Origin of the sequence: Methylocapsa palsarum, from assembly GCF_900114285.1 — a bacterium.
Classification (GTDB): Bacteria; Pseudomonadota; Alphaproteobacteria; order Rhizobiales; family Beijerinckiaceae; genus Methylocapsa; species Methylocapsa palsarum.
The window spans coordinates 105,321-125,317 of record NZ_FOSN01000007.1; the positions used below are offsets into that span (position 1 = coordinate 105,321).

The 19,997-nt window shown below is 63.8% G+C and carries 20 protein-coding genes; 14 read left to right on the top strand and 6 right to left on the bottom strand.

Annotated elements, in window-relative coordinates; genetic code table 11:
- The first annotated feature begins 160 nt into the window (after window positions 1-160).
- Both BM177_RS09645 and eutC read left to right on the top strand, forming a co-directional pair.
- Window positions 161-1,546 carry an ethanolamine ammonia-lyase subunit EutB gene (locus BM177_RS09645; RefSeq protein ID WP_091681575.1) on the top strand — a complete coding sequence of 462 codons (1,386 nt, stop codon included), beginning with the start codon at window positions 161-163 and terminating at the stop codon, window positions 1,544-1,546.
- On the top strand, window positions 1,543-2,286 hold the full coding sequence (gene eutC, locus BM177_RS09650) for an ethanolamine ammonia-lyase subunit EutC (RefSeq protein ID WP_091681577.1): 744 nt from the start codon (window positions 1,543-1,545) through the stop codon (window positions 2,284-2,286). Before BM177_RS09645 ends, eutC begins: the two co-directional genes overlap by 4 nt.
- On the opposite strand, the gene BM177_RS09655 is transcribed toward eutC, so the two are convergent.
- Together BM177_RS09655 and BM177_RS09660 are read right to left on the bottom strand one after the other, a co-directional pair.
- A complete protein-coding gene (locus BM177_RS09655) occupies window positions 2,279-3,235 on the bottom strand; it encodes an aldo/keto reductase family protein (protein ID WP_091681580.1) in 957 nt (318 codons plus the stop codon). The genes eutC and BM177_RS09655 overlap by 8 nt on opposite strands.
- Before the next feature lie 135 nt (window positions 3,236-3,370).
- Entirely contained in the window at window positions 3,371-3,718 is a 348-nt protein-coding gene (locus tag BM177_RS09660; protein ID WP_091681582.1) for an SWIB/MDM2 domain-containing protein, read from the bottom strand.
- A 309-nt stretch (window positions 3,719-4,027) separates the two neighbouring features.
- Here BM177_RS09660 and BM177_RS09665 point away from each other — a divergent pair, with 309 nt between their 5' ends.
- The 12 genes from BM177_RS09665 (at window position 4,028) to trmB (ending at window position 17,424) form a co-directional block, all read left to right on the top strand.
- The gene (locus tag BM177_RS09665; protein WP_091681585.1) at window positions 4,028-5,743 is read left to right on the top strand and encodes a SulP family inorganic anion transporter; all 1,716 of its coding nucleotides are present in this window, start codon (window positions 4,028-4,030) and stop codon (window positions 5,741-5,743) included.
- A gap of 261 nt (window positions 5,744-6,004) precedes the next feature.
- Window positions 6,005-6,568, top strand: a complete 564-nt coding sequence (locus BM177_RS09670) for a NifU family protein (protein WP_091681805.1) — start codon at window positions 6,005-6,007, stop codon at window positions 6,566-6,568.
- Between the two features lie 94 nt (window positions 6,569-6,662).
- Entirely contained in the window at window positions 6,663-7,667 is a 1,005-nt protein-coding gene (tsaB, locus tag BM177_RS09675) for a tRNA (adenosine(37)-N6)-threonylcarbamoyltransferase complex dimerization subunit type 1 TsaB (RefSeq protein WP_091681587.1), read from the top strand.
- A gap of 7 nt (window positions 7,668-7,674) precedes the next feature.
- Window positions 7,675-8,157: a ribosomal protein S18-alanine N-acetyltransferase gene (gene rimI / locus BM177_RS09680; RefSeq protein WP_091681590.1), complete on the top strand. Its 483-nt coding sequence runs from the start codon at window positions 7,675-7,677 to the stop codon at window positions 8,155-8,157.
- 154 nt (window positions 8,158-8,311) lie between these two features.
- Window positions 8,312-9,817: a tRNA (N6-isopentenyl adenosine(37)-C2)-methylthiotransferase MiaB gene (gene miaB / locus BM177_RS09685; RefSeq protein ID WP_091681593.1), complete on the top strand. Its 1,506-nt coding sequence runs from the start codon at window positions 8,312-8,314 to the stop codon at window positions 9,815-9,817.
- Window positions 9,814-10,866: a PhoH family protein gene (locus BM177_RS09690; RefSeq protein ID WP_091681595.1), complete on the top strand. Its 1,053-nt coding sequence runs from the start codon at window positions 9,814-9,816 to the stop codon at window positions 10,864-10,866. The genes miaB and BM177_RS09690 overlap by 4 nt, the downstream gene beginning before the upstream one ends.
- Window positions 10,863-11,420, top strand: coding sequence for an rRNA maturation RNase YbeY (gene ybeY, locus BM177_RS09695; RefSeq protein WP_091681597.1), 558 nt, complete (start codon window positions 10,863-10,865; stop codon window positions 11,418-11,420). The genes BM177_RS09690 and ybeY overlap by 4 nt, the downstream gene beginning before the upstream one ends.
- 6 nt (window positions 11,421-11,426) lie before the next feature.
- The gene (locus BM177_RS09700; RefSeq protein ID WP_091681599.1) at window positions 11,427-12,521 is read left to right on the top strand and encodes a hemolysin family protein; all 1,095 of its coding nucleotides are present in this window, start codon (window positions 11,427-11,429) and stop codon (window positions 12,519-12,521) included.
- Window positions 12,522-12,806: 285 nt separating this feature from the next.
- A complete protein-coding gene (gene lnt, locus BM177_RS09705; protein ID WP_244532240.1) occupies window positions 12,807-14,654 on the top strand; it encodes an apolipoprotein N-acyltransferase in 1,848 nt (615 codons plus the stop codon).
- Window positions 14,655-14,771: 117 nt separating this feature from the next.
- Window positions 14,772-15,263 carry a helix-turn-helix domain-containing protein gene (locus BM177_RS09710; RefSeq protein ID WP_091681601.1) on the top strand — a complete coding sequence of 164 codons (492 nt, stop codon included), beginning with the start codon at window positions 14,772-14,774 and terminating at the stop codon, window positions 15,261-15,263.
- Between the two features lie 149 nt (window positions 15,264-15,412).
- On the top strand, window positions 15,413-16,609 hold the full coding sequence (gene metK, locus BM177_RS09715; RefSeq protein ID WP_091681603.1) for a methionine adenosyltransferase: 1,197 nt from the start codon (window positions 15,413-15,415) through the stop codon (window positions 16,607-16,609).
- A gap of 35 nt (window positions 16,610-16,644) precedes the next feature.
- Window positions 16,645-17,424 carry a tRNA (guanine(46)-N(7))-methyltransferase TrmB gene (gene trmB / locus BM177_RS09720; RefSeq protein ID WP_091681604.1) on the top strand — a complete coding sequence of 260 codons (780 nt, stop codon included), beginning with the start codon at window positions 16,645-16,647 and terminating at the stop codon, window positions 17,422-17,424.
- Window positions 17,425-17,469: 45 nt separating this feature from the next.
- Here trmB and BM177_RS09725 read toward each other — a convergent pair whose 3' ends face one another.
- The 4 genes from BM177_RS09725 to BM177_RS09740 form a co-directional block, all read right to left on the bottom strand.
- Window positions 17,470-17,772, bottom strand: coding sequence for a hypothetical protein (locus tag BM177_RS09725; protein WP_091681606.1), 303 nt, complete (start codon window positions 17,770-17,772; stop codon window positions 17,470-17,472).
- A 115-nt stretch (window positions 17,773-17,887) separates the two neighbouring features.
- Window positions 17,888-18,829, bottom strand: coding sequence for a site-specific tyrosine recombinase XerD (locus BM177_RS09730; protein ID WP_091681609.1), 942 nt, complete (start codon window positions 18,827-18,829; stop codon window positions 17,888-17,890).
- A 5-nt stretch (window positions 18,830-18,834) separates the two neighbouring features.
- Complete coding sequence (locus tag BM177_RS09735; protein WP_091681810.1) at window positions 18,835-18,978, bottom strand: histidine kinase; 144 nt, start codon at window positions 18,976-18,978, stop codon at window positions 18,835-18,837.
- Window positions 18,979-19,248: 270 nt separating this feature from the next.
- Complete coding sequence (locus tag BM177_RS09740; RefSeq protein ID WP_091681813.1) at window positions 19,249-19,959, bottom strand: L,D-transpeptidase family protein; 711 nt, start codon at window positions 19,957-19,959, stop codon at window positions 19,249-19,251.
- Window positions 19,960-19,997: the final 38 nt, after the last annotated feature.

The following is a 19,997-nucleotide window of genomic DNA, read 5'->3' on the forward strand; positions in this document are numbered from 1 at the left end:
CGCTCCCGTTCGTTTCCGAACGAGCGAACAAACCGCCACGGCAGCCCTACAGCCGGTCGGTTCGAAGCAGCGGCTTATAAAGGAAGGACGGGGAAAAGCAATGGCTTCGTAGCAATCCGGCCATAATTCGTTTCGCACCGCGAGCCTTCGGGAACCGCCGATGTCTTACGCCTGCGCCCTTGGCGCCTCGAACTATGTCTTCCCGGATCTGCGCACGCTGCTCGCCCGCGCGTCGCCCGATCGCGCCGGCGACCGCCTCGCCGGATTGGCCGCAAGGAGCGGCGAGGAACGCGTCGCCGCCCGCATCGCCCTCGCCGACGTCGAACTCGTCCGCTTCCTCGGGGAAACGCTCGTTCCATATGAAACGGACGAAGTGACGCGGCTCATCCTCGACAGCCACGACCGCGCCGCGTTTGCTCCGGTCGCGTCGATGACCGTCGGCGATTTCCGCGATTTTCTTCTTTCGGACGAAGCCAGCGGCCGGTTTCTCGCCGCTCTCGCTCCTGGGATCACGCCAGAGATGGCGGCGGCCGTCTCGAAGCTGATGCGCAACCAGGATCTGATCGCGGCGGCGAGAAAGATTTCGGTCGTGTCCCGCTTCCGCACCACCATCGGACTGCCGGGCAGACTCTCGGCGCGGCTTCAGCCCAATCACCCAAGCGACGATCTGACCGGCATCGGCGCGGCGATCCTCGACGGCCTGATGTATGGCTGCGGCGACGCCTGCATCGGGATCAATCCCGCGACCGACAGCGCCGCCCGCGCGCTCCTGCTGCTCGAGCGGATCGACGATCTGCGGCTTCGCTTTGACATCCCGACGCAATCCTGCGTCCTCGCGCATGTGACGACGACGCTTCAAGTCATCGCGCGCGGCGGTCCGGTCGATCTCGTGTTTCAGTCGGTCGCCGGCTCGGAAGCAGCCAACCGCGCCTTCGGCGTCGATCTCGCCCTGCTTGATGAAGCCCATTCCGCCGTCCGCGGCCTGAACCGAGCGCCGCAGGGCGCGAACCTCATGTATTTCGAGACCGGCCAGGGGGCGGCGCTTTCGGCGGGGGCGCATCACGGAGTGGATCAGCAGACCATGGAGGCGCGGGCCTACGCCGTCGCGCGGCGCTATTCGCCGCTGCTCGTCAACACCGTCGTCGGCTTCATCGGCCCGGAATATCTTTACGACGGCAAGGAGATCATCCGCGCGGGACTCGAGGATCATTTCTGCGGCAAGCTGCTCGGGCTGCCGATGGGTGCCGACGTCTGCTACACCAACCACGCTAGAGCCGATCAGGACGATATGGACAACCTTCTGACCCTCCTTGGCGTCGCAGGCTGCGCCTATGTCATGGGCGTGCCGGGAGCCGACGACATCATGCTCGGCTACCAATCCACCTCCTATCACGACGCGCTCTATGTCCGACGCGCGCTCGGGCTACGCCCGGCCCCCGAATTCGAATCCTGGCTGAAAACCTATGAAATCATGGATGCGCGCGCGCGGGTGCGCCCGAAATTGACGGGACGCTCGGCGAAGCTGCTCGGGCGAGGCGCGTCATGACCTCGGCGCAGGAAGATTTCTGGGCTTTTCTGCGCGCGGCGACGCCGGCGAGGATCGCCCTCGGGCGGACCGGCGACAGCCTGCCGACCCGGCGCGTGCTGGACTTCCAGCTGGCGCATGAGCAGGCCCGCGACGCGGTCCACGCCGAACTCGACGCCGACGCACTAGGGGAAGAACTTAGCGCCTGGACCCCGGCGATCGTTCACAGCGAAGCCGCGGACCGCACGTCCTTTCTGCAACGGCCCGATCTTGGCCGCGCGCTTTCGCCGCACTCGGCAAAAGCGCTTATCCCCGGCAATTATGACGTAACCATCGTCATCGCGGACGGGCTTTCCGCCGCCGCCGCGCAAACGCTGGCGCCGACCGTCTGCCGGATGCTGCTGGCGCAAGATTTCGTCTTCGCGCCTCCGGTCGTCGCGGTTCAGGCGCGGGTCGCCCTCGGCGATGAGATCGCAGTCGCGCAGGGCGCACGGATGGTCGTCATGCTGATCGGGGAAAGGCCGGGGCTCTCCGCCTGCCGCAGCCTTGGCGCCTATGTGACCTTCGATCCGCGGCCGGGCGTCACCACCGACGCCGGACGCAATTGCGTCTCGAACATCCGTCCCGGCGGGCTTTCGGCGGAAGAGGCGAGTTCGCGCATCCTCGCGATCATGCGTCTCGCCCAGACCATCAAAGCGACAGGGACACGGCTCAAGGAGGACGCCGCACTGGCCTTGACGGCGCCTCAGAACATCAGCTGACGGCGGCGAGAATATCTTCGGCGCGCTCGAACAATTCGGGCGCGATTTCGAGGTCCGCCGCCGCCGCGTTCTCGACAACCTGCGCCGGCCGCGTCGCGCCGATGATGGCGGAGGCCACCTCCCGCCGGCGCAACACCCACGCGAGCGCGAATTGCGCGAGGCCGACGCCGGCCTCCTGCGCCACGCGCCGAACCTGCTCGACCGCTTCCAGAACCGGCGTCTCCAGCCATCGCCTCGGCATCATCGAACCCATCTGAGGCGAGGCGACCCGGGAATCGTTGGGCGCCGGCGCATTCGGCTTGTACTTGCCCGTCAGCACGCCTTGCGCCAGCGGCGACCAGACGATCTGGCTGATCCCGAGGGCGGCGCAGCCAGGGAAGATGTCCTGTTCCGGCTTGCGCCAGAGCATCGAATATTGCGGCTGGCTCGAGACGAAAAGCGGCGCGCCGCTTTTCGCGGACTGAAGTTCCGCCGCCTGTTCGATCTTGTCGCGCGGCCATTCGCTAAAGCCGATATAGCGCGCCTTGCCCTGGCGGACCACATCGGTCAGCGCCGCCATGGTCTCGTCAAGCGGCGTCTCGTCATCATAGCGGTGGCACTGATAAAGATCGACGTGATCGGTTCGAAGACGCTTCAGCGAAGCGTCGATCTGTTTCAGGATTTGCGCCCGCGAAAGACCCCAATCGGAGTCGCTCATCGGGAAATAGGCCTTGGTCGCGAGAACATAGGAGCCGCGGTCAACACCTTTCAGCACTTCGCCAAGGAACGTCTCGGACGCCCCGCGTCCGTAAACATTCGCCGTATCGAGGAAATTGACCCCGACGTCGAGAGCCTTGTAGACGCACGCCGCCGCCTGAGCCCGTTCGACGCCGCCAGAATAGGTCAGCCAGGACCCCAGCGAAATCACAGAAACGCGCAGGTCGCTCTCGCCAAGCTGTCGATATTTCAATCCGACTTCCCGAAGTCGCGTTAGACTCAGCCCTAAATGCAAAGGTCTGCGCCGTCCGGTCGAGCGCTCCGCACCGTCGATCACGGACGGATCAAGCACGGCGGGCGCATCGCCTCTGCGCGATGACACGAGTGTTTATTTTAGATGCTGCGCAAGAAACTTGTTCATTTCGAACATCGTGACTTTGTTCTTCCCGAAAACCGCGGTGAGCTTGTCGTCGGCGAGGATTTCCCGCTTGTTGGCTTCGTTCTGGAGCTTGTGCTTCTTGATATATTCCCAGACCTTGCTCACGACCTCGGTGCGCGGCAGCGGAGCCGATCCGACGACGGCCGCGAGTTCCTTCGAGGGCTGCAGAGGTTTCGAAAATGCGCTGGAAGCCGGTTTCGCGGTCTTGGCGGCGGCTTTGCCGGCCGGAGCCTTCTCGGAAGCCTTTGCCGGAGCCTTGCTCGCCGCGGCTTGCGGCTTCTTGGGTGTAGTTGTCATTTCCGTCGACCTCCTTACTTAAATTTTTTCATCATGCGAGCATAGGCGGGCATGGCGACGCTGCGTCCGACTCAATTTTGGATCACGCCAGGTAGACGGAACCCCAACCGCCGCCCTCCGTCAAGCGAGGACCCCAACTTTGTCGAGGGAAAAAACCGGCATTTTCAATTCGGCGCCGGGATCAAGCTATTGAAGGGCGTTGGCGCGGGCCACGCATGAGCGAAATTTATGCGGGTCGATTCAAACGCGCCGCCAGCCAATAAAAGGCTATGATAAAATCTCCCGTAGTTCTCCTCCGGCTCCGAGACGATGCGTTTTAATCCATCACCCGCACGATCCGAACCCAGCTTTTTCGAACTATTTGTCCCCAAGCTCTGGACGGTCCTTCACGAGAATTATCGCTGGACAGACCTGCGCGCCGACATCATGGCCGGCCTCACCGTCGCGATCGTCGCGCTGCCCCTGTCCATGGCCATCGCAATCGCATCGGGCGTCAGCCCCGACCGGGGGCTTTATACGTCGATCGCCGGCGGGTTCATCGTCTCGGCGCTCGGCGGCAGCCGGTTCCAGATCGGCGGCCCCGCCGGCGCCTATATCGTTCTCGTCTGGACCACGGTTCAGGCCTACGGGATCGAAGGCCTGATCGTCGCCACGATTCTTTCTGGGCTGCTTCTGACGACGATGGGTTTCCTGAAGCTTGGCGGCTATATCAAATTCATTCCCTATCCGGTGACCGTCGGCTTCACCGCGGGCATCGCGGTCATTATTTTTGCAAGCCAAATCAGAGACTTGCTTGGCCTCACACTTGCCGGCCCGGAACCTGGCCCGTTGCTCGCGAAAATCGCCGCGCTGAAAGCCGCCCTTCCGACCTTCAACGCCGATTCTCTGGCGATCAGCCTTTCGACCATCGCCGTCATCGCGCTGTTCCGCCGGTTTTGGCCGCGCTGGCCAGGCATGCTCTTCGCCATCGCCCTCGCGGCGGTTCTCGCAAAGGCGTTCGGGCTTCCGATTGAAACGATCGGATCCCGTTTCGGCGGAATTCCGCAATCGCTTCCCGCGCCGGAGCTACCATATCTCTCGGCCGCCTTGCTGCTCGCCGTCTTTCCCGCCGCCGTCACCTTTGCGCTGCTCGGCAGCATCGAAAGTCTGCTGTCGGCGACCGTCGCGGACAGCATGACCGGAGGCCGCCACCGTTCGAACGCCGAACTGGTGGCCCAGGGCTTCGCCAATATCGGATCGGCGCTCTTTGGCGGATTTTGCGTGACCGGCGCCATCGCCCGCACGGCGACCAACATCAGGGCGGGCGCGCGAGGTCCTGTCGCAGGCATGGCGCACGCCGTCTTTCTGGCGCTGTTCATGGTCCTCGCCGCGCCGCTCGCAAAATATATCCCGCTCGCGGCTCTCGCCGGGGTGCTCGCCGTGGTCTGCTGGACGATGGCGGAGAAAGAAGCGTTCGGCGTCCTTCTGCGCGCCTCGCGAGGCGACGCGGTCGTCCTTCTCGCCACGTTTTTCCTGACGATTTTCCGCGATCTGACCGAAGGCATTCTGGTCGGCTTCGGCCTCGGCGCCCTGCTGTTCATCAACCGCATGGCCGAATCGGTCGAGATCCAGGCCGGCCGGCCCATCGCCCTTCCCGATGAAGCCGACGCCGATACGAACGCGCATTACGATCCTGCTCTCGCAGCCGATCCCGCCATCCAAGTCTATCGGATTTCCGGGGCGTTCTTCTTCGGCGCGGCGGCGAATGTCGGAGCCGCTCTCGACGAGATCGCGCTGCGGCCCAAGGCCTTGATCATCGACTTTTCGCAGGCGCCGGTGATCGATTCGACCGCCGCGGCGACGCTCGAAGGCTCGATTCGCAAGGCGGCGCGGCGCGGGACCGCGGTCTACATCTGCGGCGCGAGCCGGGCCGTCCGCCGCGACCTGATGATTCACGGAGTGCGGCCGCCGCTCGTAAAATTCCGTTCGGATATCCGCACGGCCCTGCGATTCGCCCGCGCCGGGCTTCCGGCGGTCCCGGACTGAGCCGCCTCCGCCTAGCACATATTCCGATTGGAGTGAATCAATCCAATCGACAAGAATATGCTCAAGTTTTTGATCCTGGAGCGCTTTCTGATCGACCGAATGATCACATTCGGCTGGAAAGCGCTCTACCGCCTCGGGTCGCCATCCCGGAAAAGGGCGCGCTTCGAAGCGCTTGCTCCTTGGCGCTGCCTCGATCATACCTTAGAATTATTTTCATCCGCATCAAGCTCCGGCCTTGAACCGGACGTTTGGGAGAAGTCAATGTTTATCCAGACCGAAACCACGCCCAATCCAGCAACCCTGAAATTCCTGCCCGGCCGCACGGTCATGGAGCGGGGAACGCTCGACATCAAATCGGCCGATAGCGCGGATCAATCGCCTCTCGCGCAGGCGCTGTTCGCGCTTGACGGCGTTTCAGGCGTCTTTTTCGGATCCGACTTCATCTCGGTCAGCAAGTCCGAGGGCGACTGGCGGGAATTGAAGCCGACCGTCCTTGGCGCGATCATGGAGCACTTTATCTCCGGCGCGCCGCTCTTGAATGCGGAGGCCGGCGCCGCGCCCCAAACCGGCGACGAGGAATTTTTCGAGGCGACCGACGCGGAAACGGTCGCGTCGATCAAGATCCTCATCGAGACCCATGTCCGCCCGGCGGTCGCCAACGATGGCGGCGACATCAAATTCAGAGGGTTCCGTGACGGAACCGTTTATCTGGCGATGAAAGGGTCATGTTCGGGATGCCCGTCTTCGACAGCAACGCTCAAGCATGGAATTCAGAACCTGCTAAAGCATTATTTGCCCGACGTGCAGGCCGTGGAGCAGATTTGACCAGACCGTTGTCCCAGTTCACCCGCACGCTCAGATTTTTCCGGCATGACCGGCGGGGCGCGGCCCCGCAAGGCGCGCCGGAGGAGAGCCGCGCTTGAAAATCCTTGCGATCGACACCGCGCTCGGCGCCGTTTCGGCCTGCGTCCTCGATGATGAATCGGGCGTTCCCGAGGCCCAGGAATCGCTCGCGATGGAGCGCGGCCACGCAGAGGCGCTGCTTCCTCTGATTGACCGGGTGATGGCTCGCGTCGCCGGCGGATTTCCCGCCCTCGGCCGGGTCGCGGTCACCGTCGGTCCCGGCTCGTTCACAGGGCTTCGCGTCGGCGTCGCGGCGGCGCGGGCGATCGGCCTCGCCTGCGAAATTCCGGTGGTGGGGGTCTCGACACTCGCCGCTTTCGCCGCGCCTTTGATCATCGAACAGCAGCCGGGGCTCACCGCGGTCGCGATCGACGCCCGGCACGGAAATGTCTATTTCACCGCTTTTGGCCCGGACGGGCGCGCCATTCTTTCGCCCCGGATCGCGCCGGCGCGCGAAGCAGCCCGCTCCCTCGGCGCGGGGCCGGTACGGATCGTTGGCTCTGGCGCGCCGATGCTCGCGGCGGAAGCCGCGGCCGTTGGCACCGACGCGGAAATCGTCGACGGGATCGCCGTCCCGGACATCGTCTTCGTCGCGAAGGTCGGGCTGCTCGCCGATCCCCTTCTCTCGCCGCCGAGGCCCTTGTACCTCAAGGCGCCCGACGCCAAGCCCCAGGAGACGAAAGTCCACGACGTCAAGCCGCCAGTCCCTGCGGGTGAAGACCATGGGCTCGAAGTTCAAGCGGCGGAATCCCTAGCGACCCCGGCGATTGAGGATCAAGCGACCAGGGACTTGCCGACCAGGGACTTGCCAGCCGAGAACTTGCCGGCTGAGAACTTTCCTGCTGAGAACTTGGCGATCGAGGACTTGACCGAGATCTTGGCGATCGAGGACTCGCCGCCGGTGGAAGACTCGCCGGTGGAGGACGTAACGAATGAGAACTTGGCGAATGAGCAAGATTTGGCGTCGAAAGACCGCGTGAACCCACAAGATCCGTCCCCACTGCCTCTGACCGCGCCGTGACGGCCAGATGTTCAGTCCGTTCGCCAAGGCGCCCGCCCCTTTCATTCGCAACATCGGAGTGGAGAGAAGCGCCGAGTGTGCGAAAATTCACGCCGCCAGCTTCGCATATCCGTGGCGGGAAACGGACATCGAACAGCTTCTGTTCGCGCCGGAGGTTTTCGCCAGCGGCGCGATCGACGCGAGGGATCTCGGCCTCGCCGGCTTCATCATGTCCCGGGCGGCGCAGGACGAGGCTGAAATTCTCACCATCGCCGTCGCCAGCGACCGGCGCCGCAGCGGAATCGGCAGGAGCTTGCTCTCGGCTCATCTGGCGACCCTGTCCGCGATCGGGATCAAGAAACTCTTTCTCGAAGTCGACGCGGACAATGCCGCCGCGCTGGCGCTCTATGACACATTCGGCTTTCACGCCGTCGCCGAACGCAAGGCCTATTACCGGACCGCTGACGCCGGAAGAGCGAAGGCGCTCGTCATGCGCCTCGATATGCCATAAAAGGTCTCCGGCGCGACGGACAGGCGGCGTTTACGCCTTTGCGCAAGCGCGGCCGGATAATAAGGTCAGGCGCCGGATTGGCAGACGTCGTATTGTCAGGCGTCGGAGTGTAGGGTCAGGCGAAAGAGGCTGAGCCTCTGAAATCGCGGGGACGATGTCAGGTTTCGATCACAAAGGCGCGGCGGCCAGGGACGCGGTCGGATCCGGGGACGAGCCGGAAGGCCGCAGGCTTTTTGTGCAATCCTTCGGCTGTCAGATGAACGTCTATGACGCGCAGCGGATGGCCGACATCCTCGGGCCCGAGGGCTTTGTCGAAACGTCCCGGGCCGAGGACGCCGATCTCGTAATCCTGAACACTTGCCATATCCGCGAACGCGCCTCCGAAAAGGTGTTTTCCGAACTCGGCAAGCTGCGTGAACAAAAGGCGGAGCGCGCCGCCGCCGGCCGCGAGATGAAAATCGTCGTCGCGGGGTGCGTGGCGCAGGCCGAAGGCGGCGAAATCATCCGCCGGCAGAAGGCGGTCGATATCGTCGTCGGCCCCCAGAGCTATCATCGCCTCCCCGAACTTCTGCGCCGCGCCGGGACGGAACGCGCCCTGATCGAGACTGAGTTTCCGGCCGAGTCCAAATTCGACTTTCTGCCGCCTGCTTCCTCGCAGCAGGTTCGTCTGCGCGGAGTCAGCGCTTTCGTGACGGTGCAGGAAGGCTGCGACAAATTCTGCACCTTCTGCGTTGTTCCTTACACCCGCGGCGCCGAAAGCTCCCGCCCTGTCGCGGACATCGTCCGGGAGGTGACGGCGCTGGCCGAAGCAGGCGTCCGCGAAGTCACCTTGCTGGGGCAGAACGTCAACGCTTACCATGGCGCTACAGGAACGGGCGCTACAGGAACGGGCGCGACCGCGTCGCTGGCGGGGCTCTGCGCGACGATCGCGAAAATCCCGGGAATCGCCCGGGTTCGCTACACCACGAGCCATCCGGCGGACATGTCGGACGATCTCATCGCGGCTCATCGCGACGAGCCCGGTCTGATGCCCTTCCTGCATTTGCCGGTTCAATCGGGCTCGGACCGTATTCTTGCGGCCATGAACCGCAAACATACGGGCGCGGATTATCTTCGCCTCGTCGCCAAAATCAAGGACGCGCGCCCGGACATCGCGCTGTCCTCCGATTTCATCGTCGGCTTTCCCGGCGAAACTGAAGCGGATTTCGCCGCCACCCTGAACCTTATCGAGGCGGTCGGCTTCGCCAGTTCGTTCTCGTTCAAATATTCGCCTCGTCCTGGAACGCCGGGCGCGGAACTCGAGGATCAGGTCGACGATGAGACCAAGTCGAACCGCCTCCGCCTTTTGCAGGACGCCCTTGAGCGGCAAAGGCAGGAGTTCAATCGCAAGATGATCGGGCGCTTCGTCGAGGTCCTGTTCGAAAAACCCGGCCGTCACGCGGGACAGATCGCCGGGAAAACCCCCTGGCTCCAGGCCGTTCAGGTCGAGGGGGACGTCGGCCGGATCGGGAAAGTCCTGCCGGTCGAGATCGTCAGCGCAGGCCCCAACTCACTGTTCGGGCGCCTTGCGCCAGGCGAGGCTCCCCATCCTGCGTCAAACGACGCCGGCAGGACTCATCTTGCTCCCGAGACTCATCTTGCTCCCGAGGGCGCGCTTTGAAACCAACTGATCGTTCCGCTCCCTTCGCGCGATCCGGCCTCAAGCCGCCAGGGGAGGACGTCAAGTCCACGGAGATCAATCTGGCTTTCGACGACAATCGCGACGCTTCGCTGGTTTTTGGCCAATATGATCAAAATCTTGCGAAGCTGGAGCGCAGACTTGGCGTCATCGCCAACGCCAACGGCAATCTGGTGACGATCAAAGGCCCGCCGGAAGCGTGTGAACACGCCCGTCACGTGCTGGAAAATCTCCACGCCCGCGTCAAGCTCGGCCAGAGCATCGGACTTGGCGACGTCGACGGCGCCATCCAGGAAGGGGCGATGCAGGGATCGCTTTTTCCCAAGGAGGCCGAGGCCGGGCGCATCGTCTTCGAGCAGATCGGGACGCGCAGGCGCGGGCCGGTCCGGGCCCGCAACGCGGCGCAGGATCTCTACCTGCGCACATTGAAGCGCCACGAGCTTGTCTTCGCCGAAGGACCGGCCGGGACAGGCAAGACCTGGCTCGCGGTCGGCTACGCGGTGCTCCTTCTGGAACAGGGCGCCGTCGAACGGCTGGTCCTGTCGCGTCCCGCCGTCGAGGCGGGCGAACGGCTCGGATTTCTGCCCGGCGACATGCGCGAGAAGGTCGATCCCTACCTGCGTCCGATCTTCGACGCGCTTGCGGACTTCATGGACCCCCGCATGCTCGAACGCGGGATGCAAACCGGAATGATCGAGGTCGCTCCCCTCGCCTTCATGCGCGGGCGCACCCTCAGCAACGCCTGCGTCCTTCTCGACGAAGCGCAGAACGCGACGACGATGCAGATGAAGATGTTTCTGACCCGGCTCGGCGAAGGCTCGCGCATGATCGTGACGGGCGATCCGTCCCAGACCGATCTTCCGCCCGGGCAGAAATCGGGTCTGAGCGAAGCCATATCGCTGCTGTCCGGGCTCGAGGGCATCGGCCACGTCGTGTTCAAGGAAGGCGACGTCGTCCGCCACGACCTCGTGCGGCGGATCGTCGGCGCCTATGAGGCGGCGCATCGGGAAACGCTGGACAAGCGTAAATGACCGGTTCGCCCCTCGCCCTTTCCGCGCCCGCCGTCGAATGTTCGATCGAAGCCCCCGGCTGGGAGGCCCTCGAGGATCCGCAGGCTCTCGCGGAGACCATTATCGCCGAGGCTGTCGGATTGAGCGGCGCTGAACTTTCCCCCGAAGCCGAGGTCAGCATCGTTTTTTCGGACGACGCGTTCGTCCACGGCCTCAATCGCAAATGGCTCGGCAACGACAAGCCGACCAATGTCCTTTCTTTTCCCGCGGGCGGCGATCTGCGCACGGCGACGATGCTTGGCGACATCGTCATTGCGTTCGAGACCTCTGCCCGCGAAGCGGCCGAGGCGGGCCGGCCCTTGCGCGATCATGCCGCCCATCTTCTGGCGCACGGCTTTTTGCATCTGATCGGATATGATCATGTCGAGAATTCCGACGCCGAGGAGATGGAGACGCTGGAGCGTCGCATTCTTGCAAGGCTCGGGATCGGCGATCCTTACGAAGACGATATCCGCAAGGACGATATCTTCGAAGGCGATATCTGCGAAGGCGCCCCTGATCCGGCCGCCAACTGAGGACCCATGAGCGAACGCGACGTGCTCGCCCCCGGCGAGAGCGCAACCGACAGACCTGCGGCAGGCGCAAGACCTGGACTGTTCGACCGCTTGCGGGCGTTGTTTGGTCTCGCCGGCGCCTCGATCCGCGACGACATCCAGGATGCGCTCGCCGACACCTCGACCGACGTCGACGTGTCGCCGCAGGAACGCGCCATGCTGCGGAACGTGCTCGGGCTGCACGAGGTGCAGGTCGAGGACGTGATGGTGCCGCGCGCGGACATTATCGCGGTGTCGCTCGACTCGAGCATGGCGGAAGTGCTCGAAACCTTCCGGCTCGCCGGCCATTCGCGCCTGCCGGTCCACGGCGATACGCTCGACGACCCGCGCGGCATGGTCCACATCCGGGATTTCCTTGCGTTCCTGACGAATGTCGCGACTTCGCTCTCCGAGACTGCGCCCCCCGAGACTTCGGAGTCCGAATCGAGCCCTGACGGAGATGAAATCCGTTCCGAGGCCGCTCGCGTCGATCCCGCGCGATTCGTCAATCTCGCGCGGCTCGACATGTCCCTCGCCAAGGCTGGAATCATCCGGCCGGTCCTCTTCGTTCCGCCCTCCATGCCGGCGCTCGATCTGCTGGTGAAGATGCAGGCGACGCGCACCCATATGGCCCTCGTCATCGACGAATATGGAGGAACCGACGGCCTCGCCTCGATCGAGGACATCGTCGAGGTCATCGTCGGGGACATCGAGGACGAACATGATCTCGACGAAAGCCCGCGGATCGACTCCGTGTCCGACGGATCCTTCATCGTCGACGCCAGGGCCGGACTCGAGTACGTCTCCTCCGCGACCGGCTGCGGCCTGACCGAGATCAGCGACGCGGAGGAGGTCGATACGCTCGGCGGGCTGATCACGACGCTCGCCGGCCGCGTGCCGGTGCGTGGAGAAATCATCACCGAAGACGGGATCGAGTTCGAGGTGCTCGACGCCGACCCGCGCCGGGTCAAGCGAATCAGGATCCGGGTCAGCGAGGACAGTCCCTTCGCGACGACAAAGGCTGATCCGCCGGAGCGCGCCCGCGAGGCGAAAACGGAGAGTTCGCCGGACAGTCAGGACTGAGAGGTTGCGAACCGGATCGAAACGGCCTCACGCCTCTGGCTTCTCACGCGGTAAATATTTTTCTCCCCAGCATTCCCCGCCCCCATATTCCCCGCGAGACCTGAGCTCCCGTGGCGTCCCGGCTCTTTGGCCGTCCGCGCCTTGCCCGTTGCGGCGCGCCGCGCGAGAAGGGCGTCAGAATCGAGGGCCGGGCGACAGCAGCGAGAACGCTTTGCGAAACCATCTTTTCCACGCCATTTTGTTGCGCGCCTTTTTGCCTGGTCCGTGGGTTGAGGGCGCGAACTGATGCGCTTGCTTTACGCTGCGCTTGTCTCGGCCCGGGGCTGGCGACGCCGCCTGATCGCCTTCGCCGCCGGCGCCGTGGGCGCGCTTGCGATGGCGCCATTCGATTTCATGCCCGCGATGATCGTTTCGATGACCGCCGCCGTCTGGCTCATCGACGCCTGCGTCGAGGCGGCGCCCGCGAAGCAAGAGCATATTCCGATCGGATTGAATCCATCCAATCTACAAGACTATGCTCAAGCTTTTGACTCTGGAGCGATTTCTGATCGATCGCATGACTTCATGCGATCGGAAAGCGCTCTAGCCGCGCGCTTGCGCCTTCCAGCCGGCGCGTGGAGCGCCTTCGGGGCCGGATGGTGGTGGGGTTTTGGCTATTTCGTCGCCGGCCTCTGGTGGCTTGGCGCCGCTTTTCTCGTCGACGCCGATGAATTTCTGTGGGCTCTGCCGCTGGGCGTCGCCGGCCTTCCGGCCTATCTCGCGATTTTTCCCGGGTTTGGCTTCATGCTCGCGCGGCTTCTCTGGTCGCCGGGATCCGGGCGCCTTTTTGCGCTCGCGGCGGGGCTCGGACTGACGGAATGGCTGCGGGGACACGTCCTGACCGGATTTCCCTGGAACAATTTCGGCATGGCGCTGGGCGGAAATCTCGTGACGGCGCAACTCGCCTCCATTGTCGGACTTTACGGATTGACCGTCATTTCCGTGGCGATGTTCTCCGCCCCGGCGGCCGTCTGCAGCCCCCGCGCGAAGCTGACGCCGCGCTCGGCCGCCTCTCCCGTTCTCGCCGCGCTCGCCGCGCTCGCCGCCATCATCGGATTTGGCGAGCTTCGCCTCGGGGAGCCAGATCCCGGCGTCACGCCCGGAATAGCGATCCGCATCATGCAGCCCAATCTCGCGCTCGATGCGAAGTTCCGGCCGGAAAACAAGGTCGCGATCCTTTCACACTACCTGAATTTAGCCGGCCGCCCCGCTGAGGATGCGGCGTTTGAACATGCGACCGCGACCCTTCATGTCTGGCCGGAATCAGCGTTCCCGTTCGTCCTCTCGCGCGACGCCTGGGCGCTGGACAAAATCGGCGCGTTCTTGCCCCCTGATTCTTTTTTGTTCACCGGCGCGGCAAGAGCTCAGGAAGCCGCGCAGGAGGCTGCGGATGAGGCCGCTGAGCAGGCGGCGAGACGGGATGAAGCGGACAATGGCGCGGACGACGAGGATCCGCTGGCGTCGTCGGCGCCGTCCGTGAAATTCTATAACGCCATTCAGGTCGTCTCGGCGGGAGGCCTCATACTCGACAATTACGACAAGGTCCACCTTGTCCCGTTCGGCGAATATCTGCCCCTTGAATCGCTTCTGAGGCGATTGGGCCTTCGTCAATTCATCCATGTGCCGGGGGGATTTTCGCCCGGCTCCGCCAGAGCGAGCCTTTCCGCACCCGGCCTTCCGAAGGCGGCGCCGCTGGTCTGCTACGAGGCGATTTTCCCGGGCGAGGTCGTTCCCGACGACCCCTTAAGCGAGCGGCCGGGCTACCTCCTGAACGTCACCAATGACGGATGGTTCGGACAGACCGCCGGACCCCATCAGCATTTCGCCCAGGTCAGGCTGCGCGCGATCGAGGAGGGATTGCCCGTCGTCCGCGCCGCGAACAGCGGCGTTTCCGCCATCATCGACGCCTACGGGCGTGTTCTCCGCGAACTTCCGCTCGGCGCAACCGGCGTCCTCGACGGTCCTTTGCCGCTGCGAATCGCGCCTCCCCTGTTCGCCCGGTTTCCGCGAGGGGCGACGATTCTGGTCTGGTTCGCCGCGTTGGCCATCGCTTTCGTAAGTCACCACAGAACGTTGACAAAAATGAATAAATGATTTTTATCCATACTGTTCCGTCCTGCATGCAAATCGGTACTTGGACTGCCTAGCTGGTTCTCCGCCGGTTGCGGCTTGAGCCATAAGCTTTTAATTTTCTGCGAAGGGACGGCGCTGATGAGCGAACAAAGTCTGGTGATGGATAAGCCGAAGAAGGTACCTAATCCGATCGACAGGCACGTCGGCAGCCGGGTCCGGATGCGCCGCGTGATTCTCGGCATGAGCCAGGAAAAACTAGGCGAGGCTCTGGGGCTGACCTTCCAGCAAATCCAGAAATACGAGAAGGGCGCCAACAGGATCGGCGCCAGCCGGCTGCAGCAGATCTCGCGGACTCTTGACGTGCCTCCTGCGTTTTTCTTCGAGGGCGCCCCCTCCTTCGAAACCGTTGGCGTCGTGAACAATCTCGCCTTTGCGGAAGAGCCGAACACAAGCTATGTCGCGGACTTCCTGTCGACGTCCGAAGGCTTGCACCTCAATATGGCGTTCGCTCGCATCCACGACCCCAAGATCCGCAAACGCATCGTCGATCTGGTCCTCGCGCTGGCGGGAGACGATTCGCCGTCAGAAACGGCCTCCCACGAAACGAACGGCAGCGGGCGGGCGGATTAGCCAAACCGTTCGATCTAACGAACACAACGGCTCGGATGGCTTGACAAAACGAACGCAATCCGGAATTTAGCCCGGACGTTCCGGTTCGGCTGCACAACCTGCGGTCGGCGCCCTTTATCGCAACCTTTTTTCCCCAATGGAGACGAGCCTTGCCGCGCGCCAATTATCTCTTCACGAGCGAATCAGTGGCCGAGGGCCATCCTGACAAGGTGTGCGACAGGATTTCCGACGAGATCGTGGACCTTTTCTTCCGCGAGGGAGAAAAGGCCGGGATCGACCCTTATCAGATCCGGGTCGCCTGCGAGACGCTGGCGACGACCAATCGCGTCGTGATCGCCGGCGAAGTGCGCGGTCCGACCATCGCTCCCGAAGCGATCGAGGCGGCCGCCCGGGCGGCGATCAAGGACATCGGCTACGAACAGGCCGGTTTTCACTGGAAAACCGCGAAGGTCGAAGTGCTTTTGCACGCGCAGTCCGCGGACATCGCCCAGGGCGTCGACGCGTCCGGCAACAAGGATGAAGGCGCGGGCGACCAGGGCATCATGTTCGGCTACGCCTGCCGCGAAACGCCCGAACTCATGCCTGCGCCGCTTTATTACGCCCACAAGATTCTCGAGGTTCTCGCGAGGGAGCGCAAATCGGGCGTGGGCGAGGCGGCGAAGCTCGGCCCCGACGCCAAGAGCCAGGTGACGGTGCGGTACGAAAACGGAAAGCCGGTGGGCGTGACGCAAATCGTGCTGTCGACGCAGCATCTCGACGAGAACCTGAGTTCTCTTGACGTCCAGAACATCGTCGAACCCTATATCCGCGCGACGCTCCCCGCGAACTGGATCGATAAGGACACCGTCTGGCACGTCAATCCGACTGGAAAGTTCGTCGTCGGCGGCCCTGACGGCGATACCGGCCTGACCGGGCGCAAGATCATCGTCGACACCTATGGCGGCGCGGCGCCCCACGGCGGCGGAGCCTTTTCGGGCAAGGACCCGACCAAGGTCGACCGTTCGGCGGCCTATGCCGCGCGCTATCTGGCGAAAAACGTGGTCGCCGCCGGCCTCGCCGACCGCTGTACGATCCAGCTCGCTTATGCGATCGGAGTCGCAGAACCGCTCTCGATCTATGTCGACACCCATGGCACGGGACAGGTCGCCGAGGACAAGCTTGAAAAGGCGCTCGGCCAGAGCATGCGCCTCTCGCCGCGCGGCATCAGGGAGCACCTGAGGCTCAACCGGCCGATCTATGCGCGAACCTCGGCCTACGGACATTTCGGCCGCAAGCCCGACGCCGAAGGCGGCTTCTCCTGGGAAGGAGTCGATCTCGGAGACAAGATCAAGGCTCATCTGAGCTAGTTTCGCTCCGCTGACGGCGGCCTCAGGCGCGCGCGATGGATCCGAAAGGGCTAATTCCCGAGGATCGCCGGTCCGGCGAAAACGAGCCGTCGGCGGGCGGGCGCTCGCCTGATCCGACGGATGGCGAGGGCAGCGGCGCTCCCGCCCAGCGCCGACTTTATGGCCGACGGCGCGGCAAAAAATTGAGGATGCGCGGATCGGCGCTGATCGGGGCTCATTTGCCGGGCCTTTCGCTCGACGTCTCGCAGCCGATTCTCGATCCGGCCTCCCTCTTCGCCGAACCCTATTCGGCGCTTTGGCTCGAAATCGGCTTTGGCGGCGGCGAACATCTCGCAGCCGAGGCCGCCCGCCATTGCGAACGGGCCTATATCGGCTGCGAACCTTTTCTGAACGGCGTCGCCAAAGCGCTCGGGCTCATCGAAGACATGGCCCTGACGAATGTCCGGCTTTACGAGGGCGACGCGGGCGACGTCATCGGCGCCCTGCCGGCCGGATCGCTCGGGGGCGTCTATCTGCTTTTCCCCGATCCCTGGCCGAAGCGGCGCCACCGCAAGCGCCGGTTCTTGTCCGATGAAGCGCTGCAGCGGCTCGCGCGCGCGATGCGCCCGGGCGCAGAATTGCGTTTTGCGACGGATATCGACGACAATGCCGGCTGGACCCTGGCGAGAGTGCTCCGCTCAGGCGCGTTCGCATGGCCGGCGGAGAGCGCGGCCGACTGGAGAAGCCCCTGGCCGGACTGGAAGGGAACCCGATACGAGGCGAAGGCCCTCGCGGAGGGACGCACCCCCGCCTTTTTCACATTCCGCCGAACGTGACGCGGCGCAGCGCGCCTCAGCCCTTCCCGTTAAGAGATTCCGGGCTCAAATTTTCCGCCGCGGCCGCAGGCCCGCCAACCCGGCAGTGCGACGCGGCGCGAAGGCCCCCTTGAACATTGCTTTTGGAAAATAGACGTGAAGAGCGGCGCCGGAGAGATATCCGATCTGAAGCATCGCGACCAAAGCCGTCGATTGAAGGAAAAGCCCTCGCCACGACCAGCCTGCATCATAGGGATTCAGCAGGATCAGGAGAACCGCCAGCACCGCAACAGGAAAAAGGCTGTAAAATTTGAAAAAATGCGCCAGCAGCGCGCCGATAACAAAACTTCCTGCCGCGAACACCAGCATGAATTCCTCCCGGCATCTATTATTAAGATTCACTTAACATATTTTTAATAAATACATTACAAAAAAAATAGTTCCCTGCCTCCCCGCGTTTTTCGGGCTTTTTCCGAGACGGCGCTCACTCGTCGAGGAGCGGGTGCAGGTCGCGCACCATGGCTTTCATGCGCTCATCGAGAACGTGGGTATAAATCTGCGTGGTCGAAATGTCGGCGTGGCCGAGAAGTTCCTGAACCACCCGCAGATCCGCTCCGTTCTGGAGGAGGTGGCTGGCGAAGGCGTGGCGCAGCACATGCGGACTGATTCGCGATGATGCGATTCCGGCGGCCGCGGCGCAGACCTTGAGTTCTCTCGCGAATGTCTGCCGGGTCAGGTGCCCGCTGTCGCTGTCGGCGGGAAACAGCCACGGCGACGCCGCGGCGCCGGGGCGCTTTTCTTCCAGAAAAGAGCGATAGAGTTTGATCGCCTCGCGCGCCGGCGGCGGCAATGGCGCAAGACGCTCCCGGCCGCCCTTGCCGCGCACCGTCATGAAGGCCTCGCGGACCCGCGCCGCACGGGCGGGGAGCGCGACGAGCTCGGAGACCCGCAGCCCCGTCGCGTAGATCAGCTCCAGCAGGCAGGCGATGCGCAGAGCGCGCAGCCGCTCGCCATCGGGACGCGTCGCGTCGCCCAGCCCCTCCTTCGAGACCGCCAGCAGATGATCGACTTCGGCGACGGAGAGGACCTTGGGCAGCCCCCGGCCTCGCCGGGGGCCTTCGAGGATCGCGGCGGGATCGTCGGCGCGGCGGCCTTCCGCGGCCAGAAACCGATGGAACTGCCGGATCGATGAGAGCTTGCGCCCGCTCGAGGACGGCTTCAGGCCGCGCGCCTCGAGCCGCGACAGATAGGCTCCGATCTCGCCCGAATCCGCGTCGAGCGGAGTCCGGCCCGCCTTTGACAGAGCTTCGAGATAGTCGGTCAGATCGCGACGGTAGGCCTCGATGGTGTTTTTCGCCGCGCCGCGCTCGGCGGCGATCATGTCGAGAAAGGATTCGAGCGTTTGGCGCGCGATCGGGGGCGGCATGAACGCTACTTGTTCAGCCGCGCGGCGGGGATGGCCTGAGTGATCTCGCGCGGCTGCGGCTCGACGAATGCGACGAGCGCGATCATCCCGGCGTAGACGAGGCCGCCAAGGATCGCCAGTCCCAGCAAAAATCGGATGAGCGTCGGCACGCAAATCTCCTGTTGGCCGCCCGGCGGAGGGAGCGTCGGCATTGGCCGATCGACCCGGTTCGGCCAGTCATGACCCTAACCGATCATGCCGCAAAAGTGTGAACGAACCTTGGACGGCGGCGGCGTTTGAAGATCCGCCTGCTCTGACCGACGTCGGGATCGCGCCAGCGCGGGCGGACGGGGGAGACAGGCACCGTCGCCTGGAGCGCTTTCCAGCCGAATGTGTTCATTCGGTCGATCAGAATTGATTCAATCCGATCGGAAAATGCTTTAGGCCGGCAGAAGGATCACCTTGGTCTTGATCGGCGTGCGCTCGTAGAGGTCGAGCATGTCCTGCGTCAGAAGGCCGGTGCAGCCGCTGGTGACGCCCCTGCCGATCGACTCGGGGTCGCTGGTCGAATAGATCGTGCAGACCGTGTATTTGCCATTCTGATAAAGATAGAGCGTGCGGGCGCCGAGCGGATTGTCGAGGCCTCCCGGCATGCCGGCGGCGTATTTGGCCGCCTCGGGCTGACGCACGATCATCTCCTTGGGCGGGGTCCAGGTCGCCCATTCCGCCTTGCGCCCGACGTATGCGTCGCCGTTCCACAGGAAGCCCTTGCGGGGGACATTGGCGCCATAGCGGGTGGCGTTCCCGTCGCCTTCGACGCGGTAAACATAGTAATTGGCAGCATCGATGATGATCGTGCCGGGCGCTTCACGAGTGTCGTAGCGCACGGTCCGACGATAATATTTCGGATCGATCTTGCTGACGTCGACCGCCGGTATCGGAAATTTCTTTTCGGGTACGGGCCCGTAGAGCTTCGCCGCCTCCCTGTGGACGAGGTCGTCGGTTGTCGCGCAACCGGCGAGCCCGAGCGCGCCGAGACTGGCGGCGGAGCCGAACAGAAACGACCGGCGGTTGAGACGTTCCGACCGCAGCCCGAGCAAAGCCGCTTCGTCCATCTCGCCTGCGCCGGCAATCTCACCGTCCCTGATCATGATTTTGGAGTTTCCCATATCCTGTCGACGATCATCCT

Bases quoted from the DNA above. Each gene is read 5' to 3' on its own strand.
- BM177_RS09645 (WP_091681575.1), top strand. From the start codon at position 161: ATGTCTTACGCCTGCGCCCTTGGCGCCTCGAACTATGTCTTCCCGGAT.
- eutC (WP_091681577.1), top strand. From the start codon at position 1,543: ATGACCTCGGCGCAGGAAGATTTCTGGGCTTTTCTGCGCGCGGCGACG.
- BM177_RS09660 (WP_091681582.1), bottom strand. From the start codon at position 3,718: ATGACAACTACACCCAAGAAGCCGCAAGCCGCGGCGAGCAAGGCTCCG.
- BM177_RS09665 (WP_091681585.1), top strand. From the start codon at position 4,028: ATGCGTTTTAATCCATCACCCGCACGATCCGAACCCAGCTTTTTCGAA.
- BM177_RS09670 (WP_091681805.1), top strand. From the start codon at position 6,005: ATGTTTATCCAGACCGAAACCACGCCCAATCCAGCAACCCTGAAATTC.
- rimI (WP_091681590.1), top strand. From the start codon at position 7,675: ATGTTCAGTCCGTTCGCCAAGGCGCCCGCCCCTTTCATTCGCAACATC.
- miaB (WP_091681593.1), top strand. From the start codon at position 8,312: ATGTCAGGTTTCGATCACAAAGGCGCGGCGGCCAGGGACGCGGTCGGA.
- ybeY (WP_091681597.1), top strand. From the start codon at position 10,863: ATGACCGGTTCGCCCCTCGCCCTTTCCGCGCCCGCCGTCGAATGTTCG.
- BM177_RS09700 (WP_091681599.1), top strand. From the start codon at position 11,427: ATGAGCGAACGCGACGTGCTCGCCCCCGGCGAGAGCGCAACCGACAGA.
- lnt (WP_244532240.1), top strand. From the start codon at position 12,807: ATGCGCTTGCTTTACGCTGCGCTTGTCTCGGCCCGGGGCTGGCGACGC.
- BM177_RS09710 (WP_091681601.1), top strand. From the start codon at position 14,772: ATGAGCGAACAAAGTCTGGTGATGGATAAGCCGAAGAAGGTACCTAAT.
- trmB (WP_091681604.1), top strand. From the start codon at position 16,645: ATGGATCCGAAAGGGCTAATTCCCGAGGATCGCCGGTCCGGCGAAAAC.
- BM177_RS09725 (WP_091681606.1), bottom strand. From the start codon at position 17,772: ATGCTGGTGTTCGCGGCAGGAAGTTTTGTTATCGGCGCGCTGCTGGCG.
- BM177_RS09730 (WP_091681609.1), bottom strand. From the start codon at position 18,829: ATGCCGCCCCCGATCGCGCGCCAAACGCTCGAATCCTTTCTCGACATG.
- BM177_RS09740 (WP_091681813.1), bottom strand. From the start codon at position 19,959: ATGATCAGGGACGGTGAGATTGCCGGCGCAGGCGAGATGGACGAAGCG.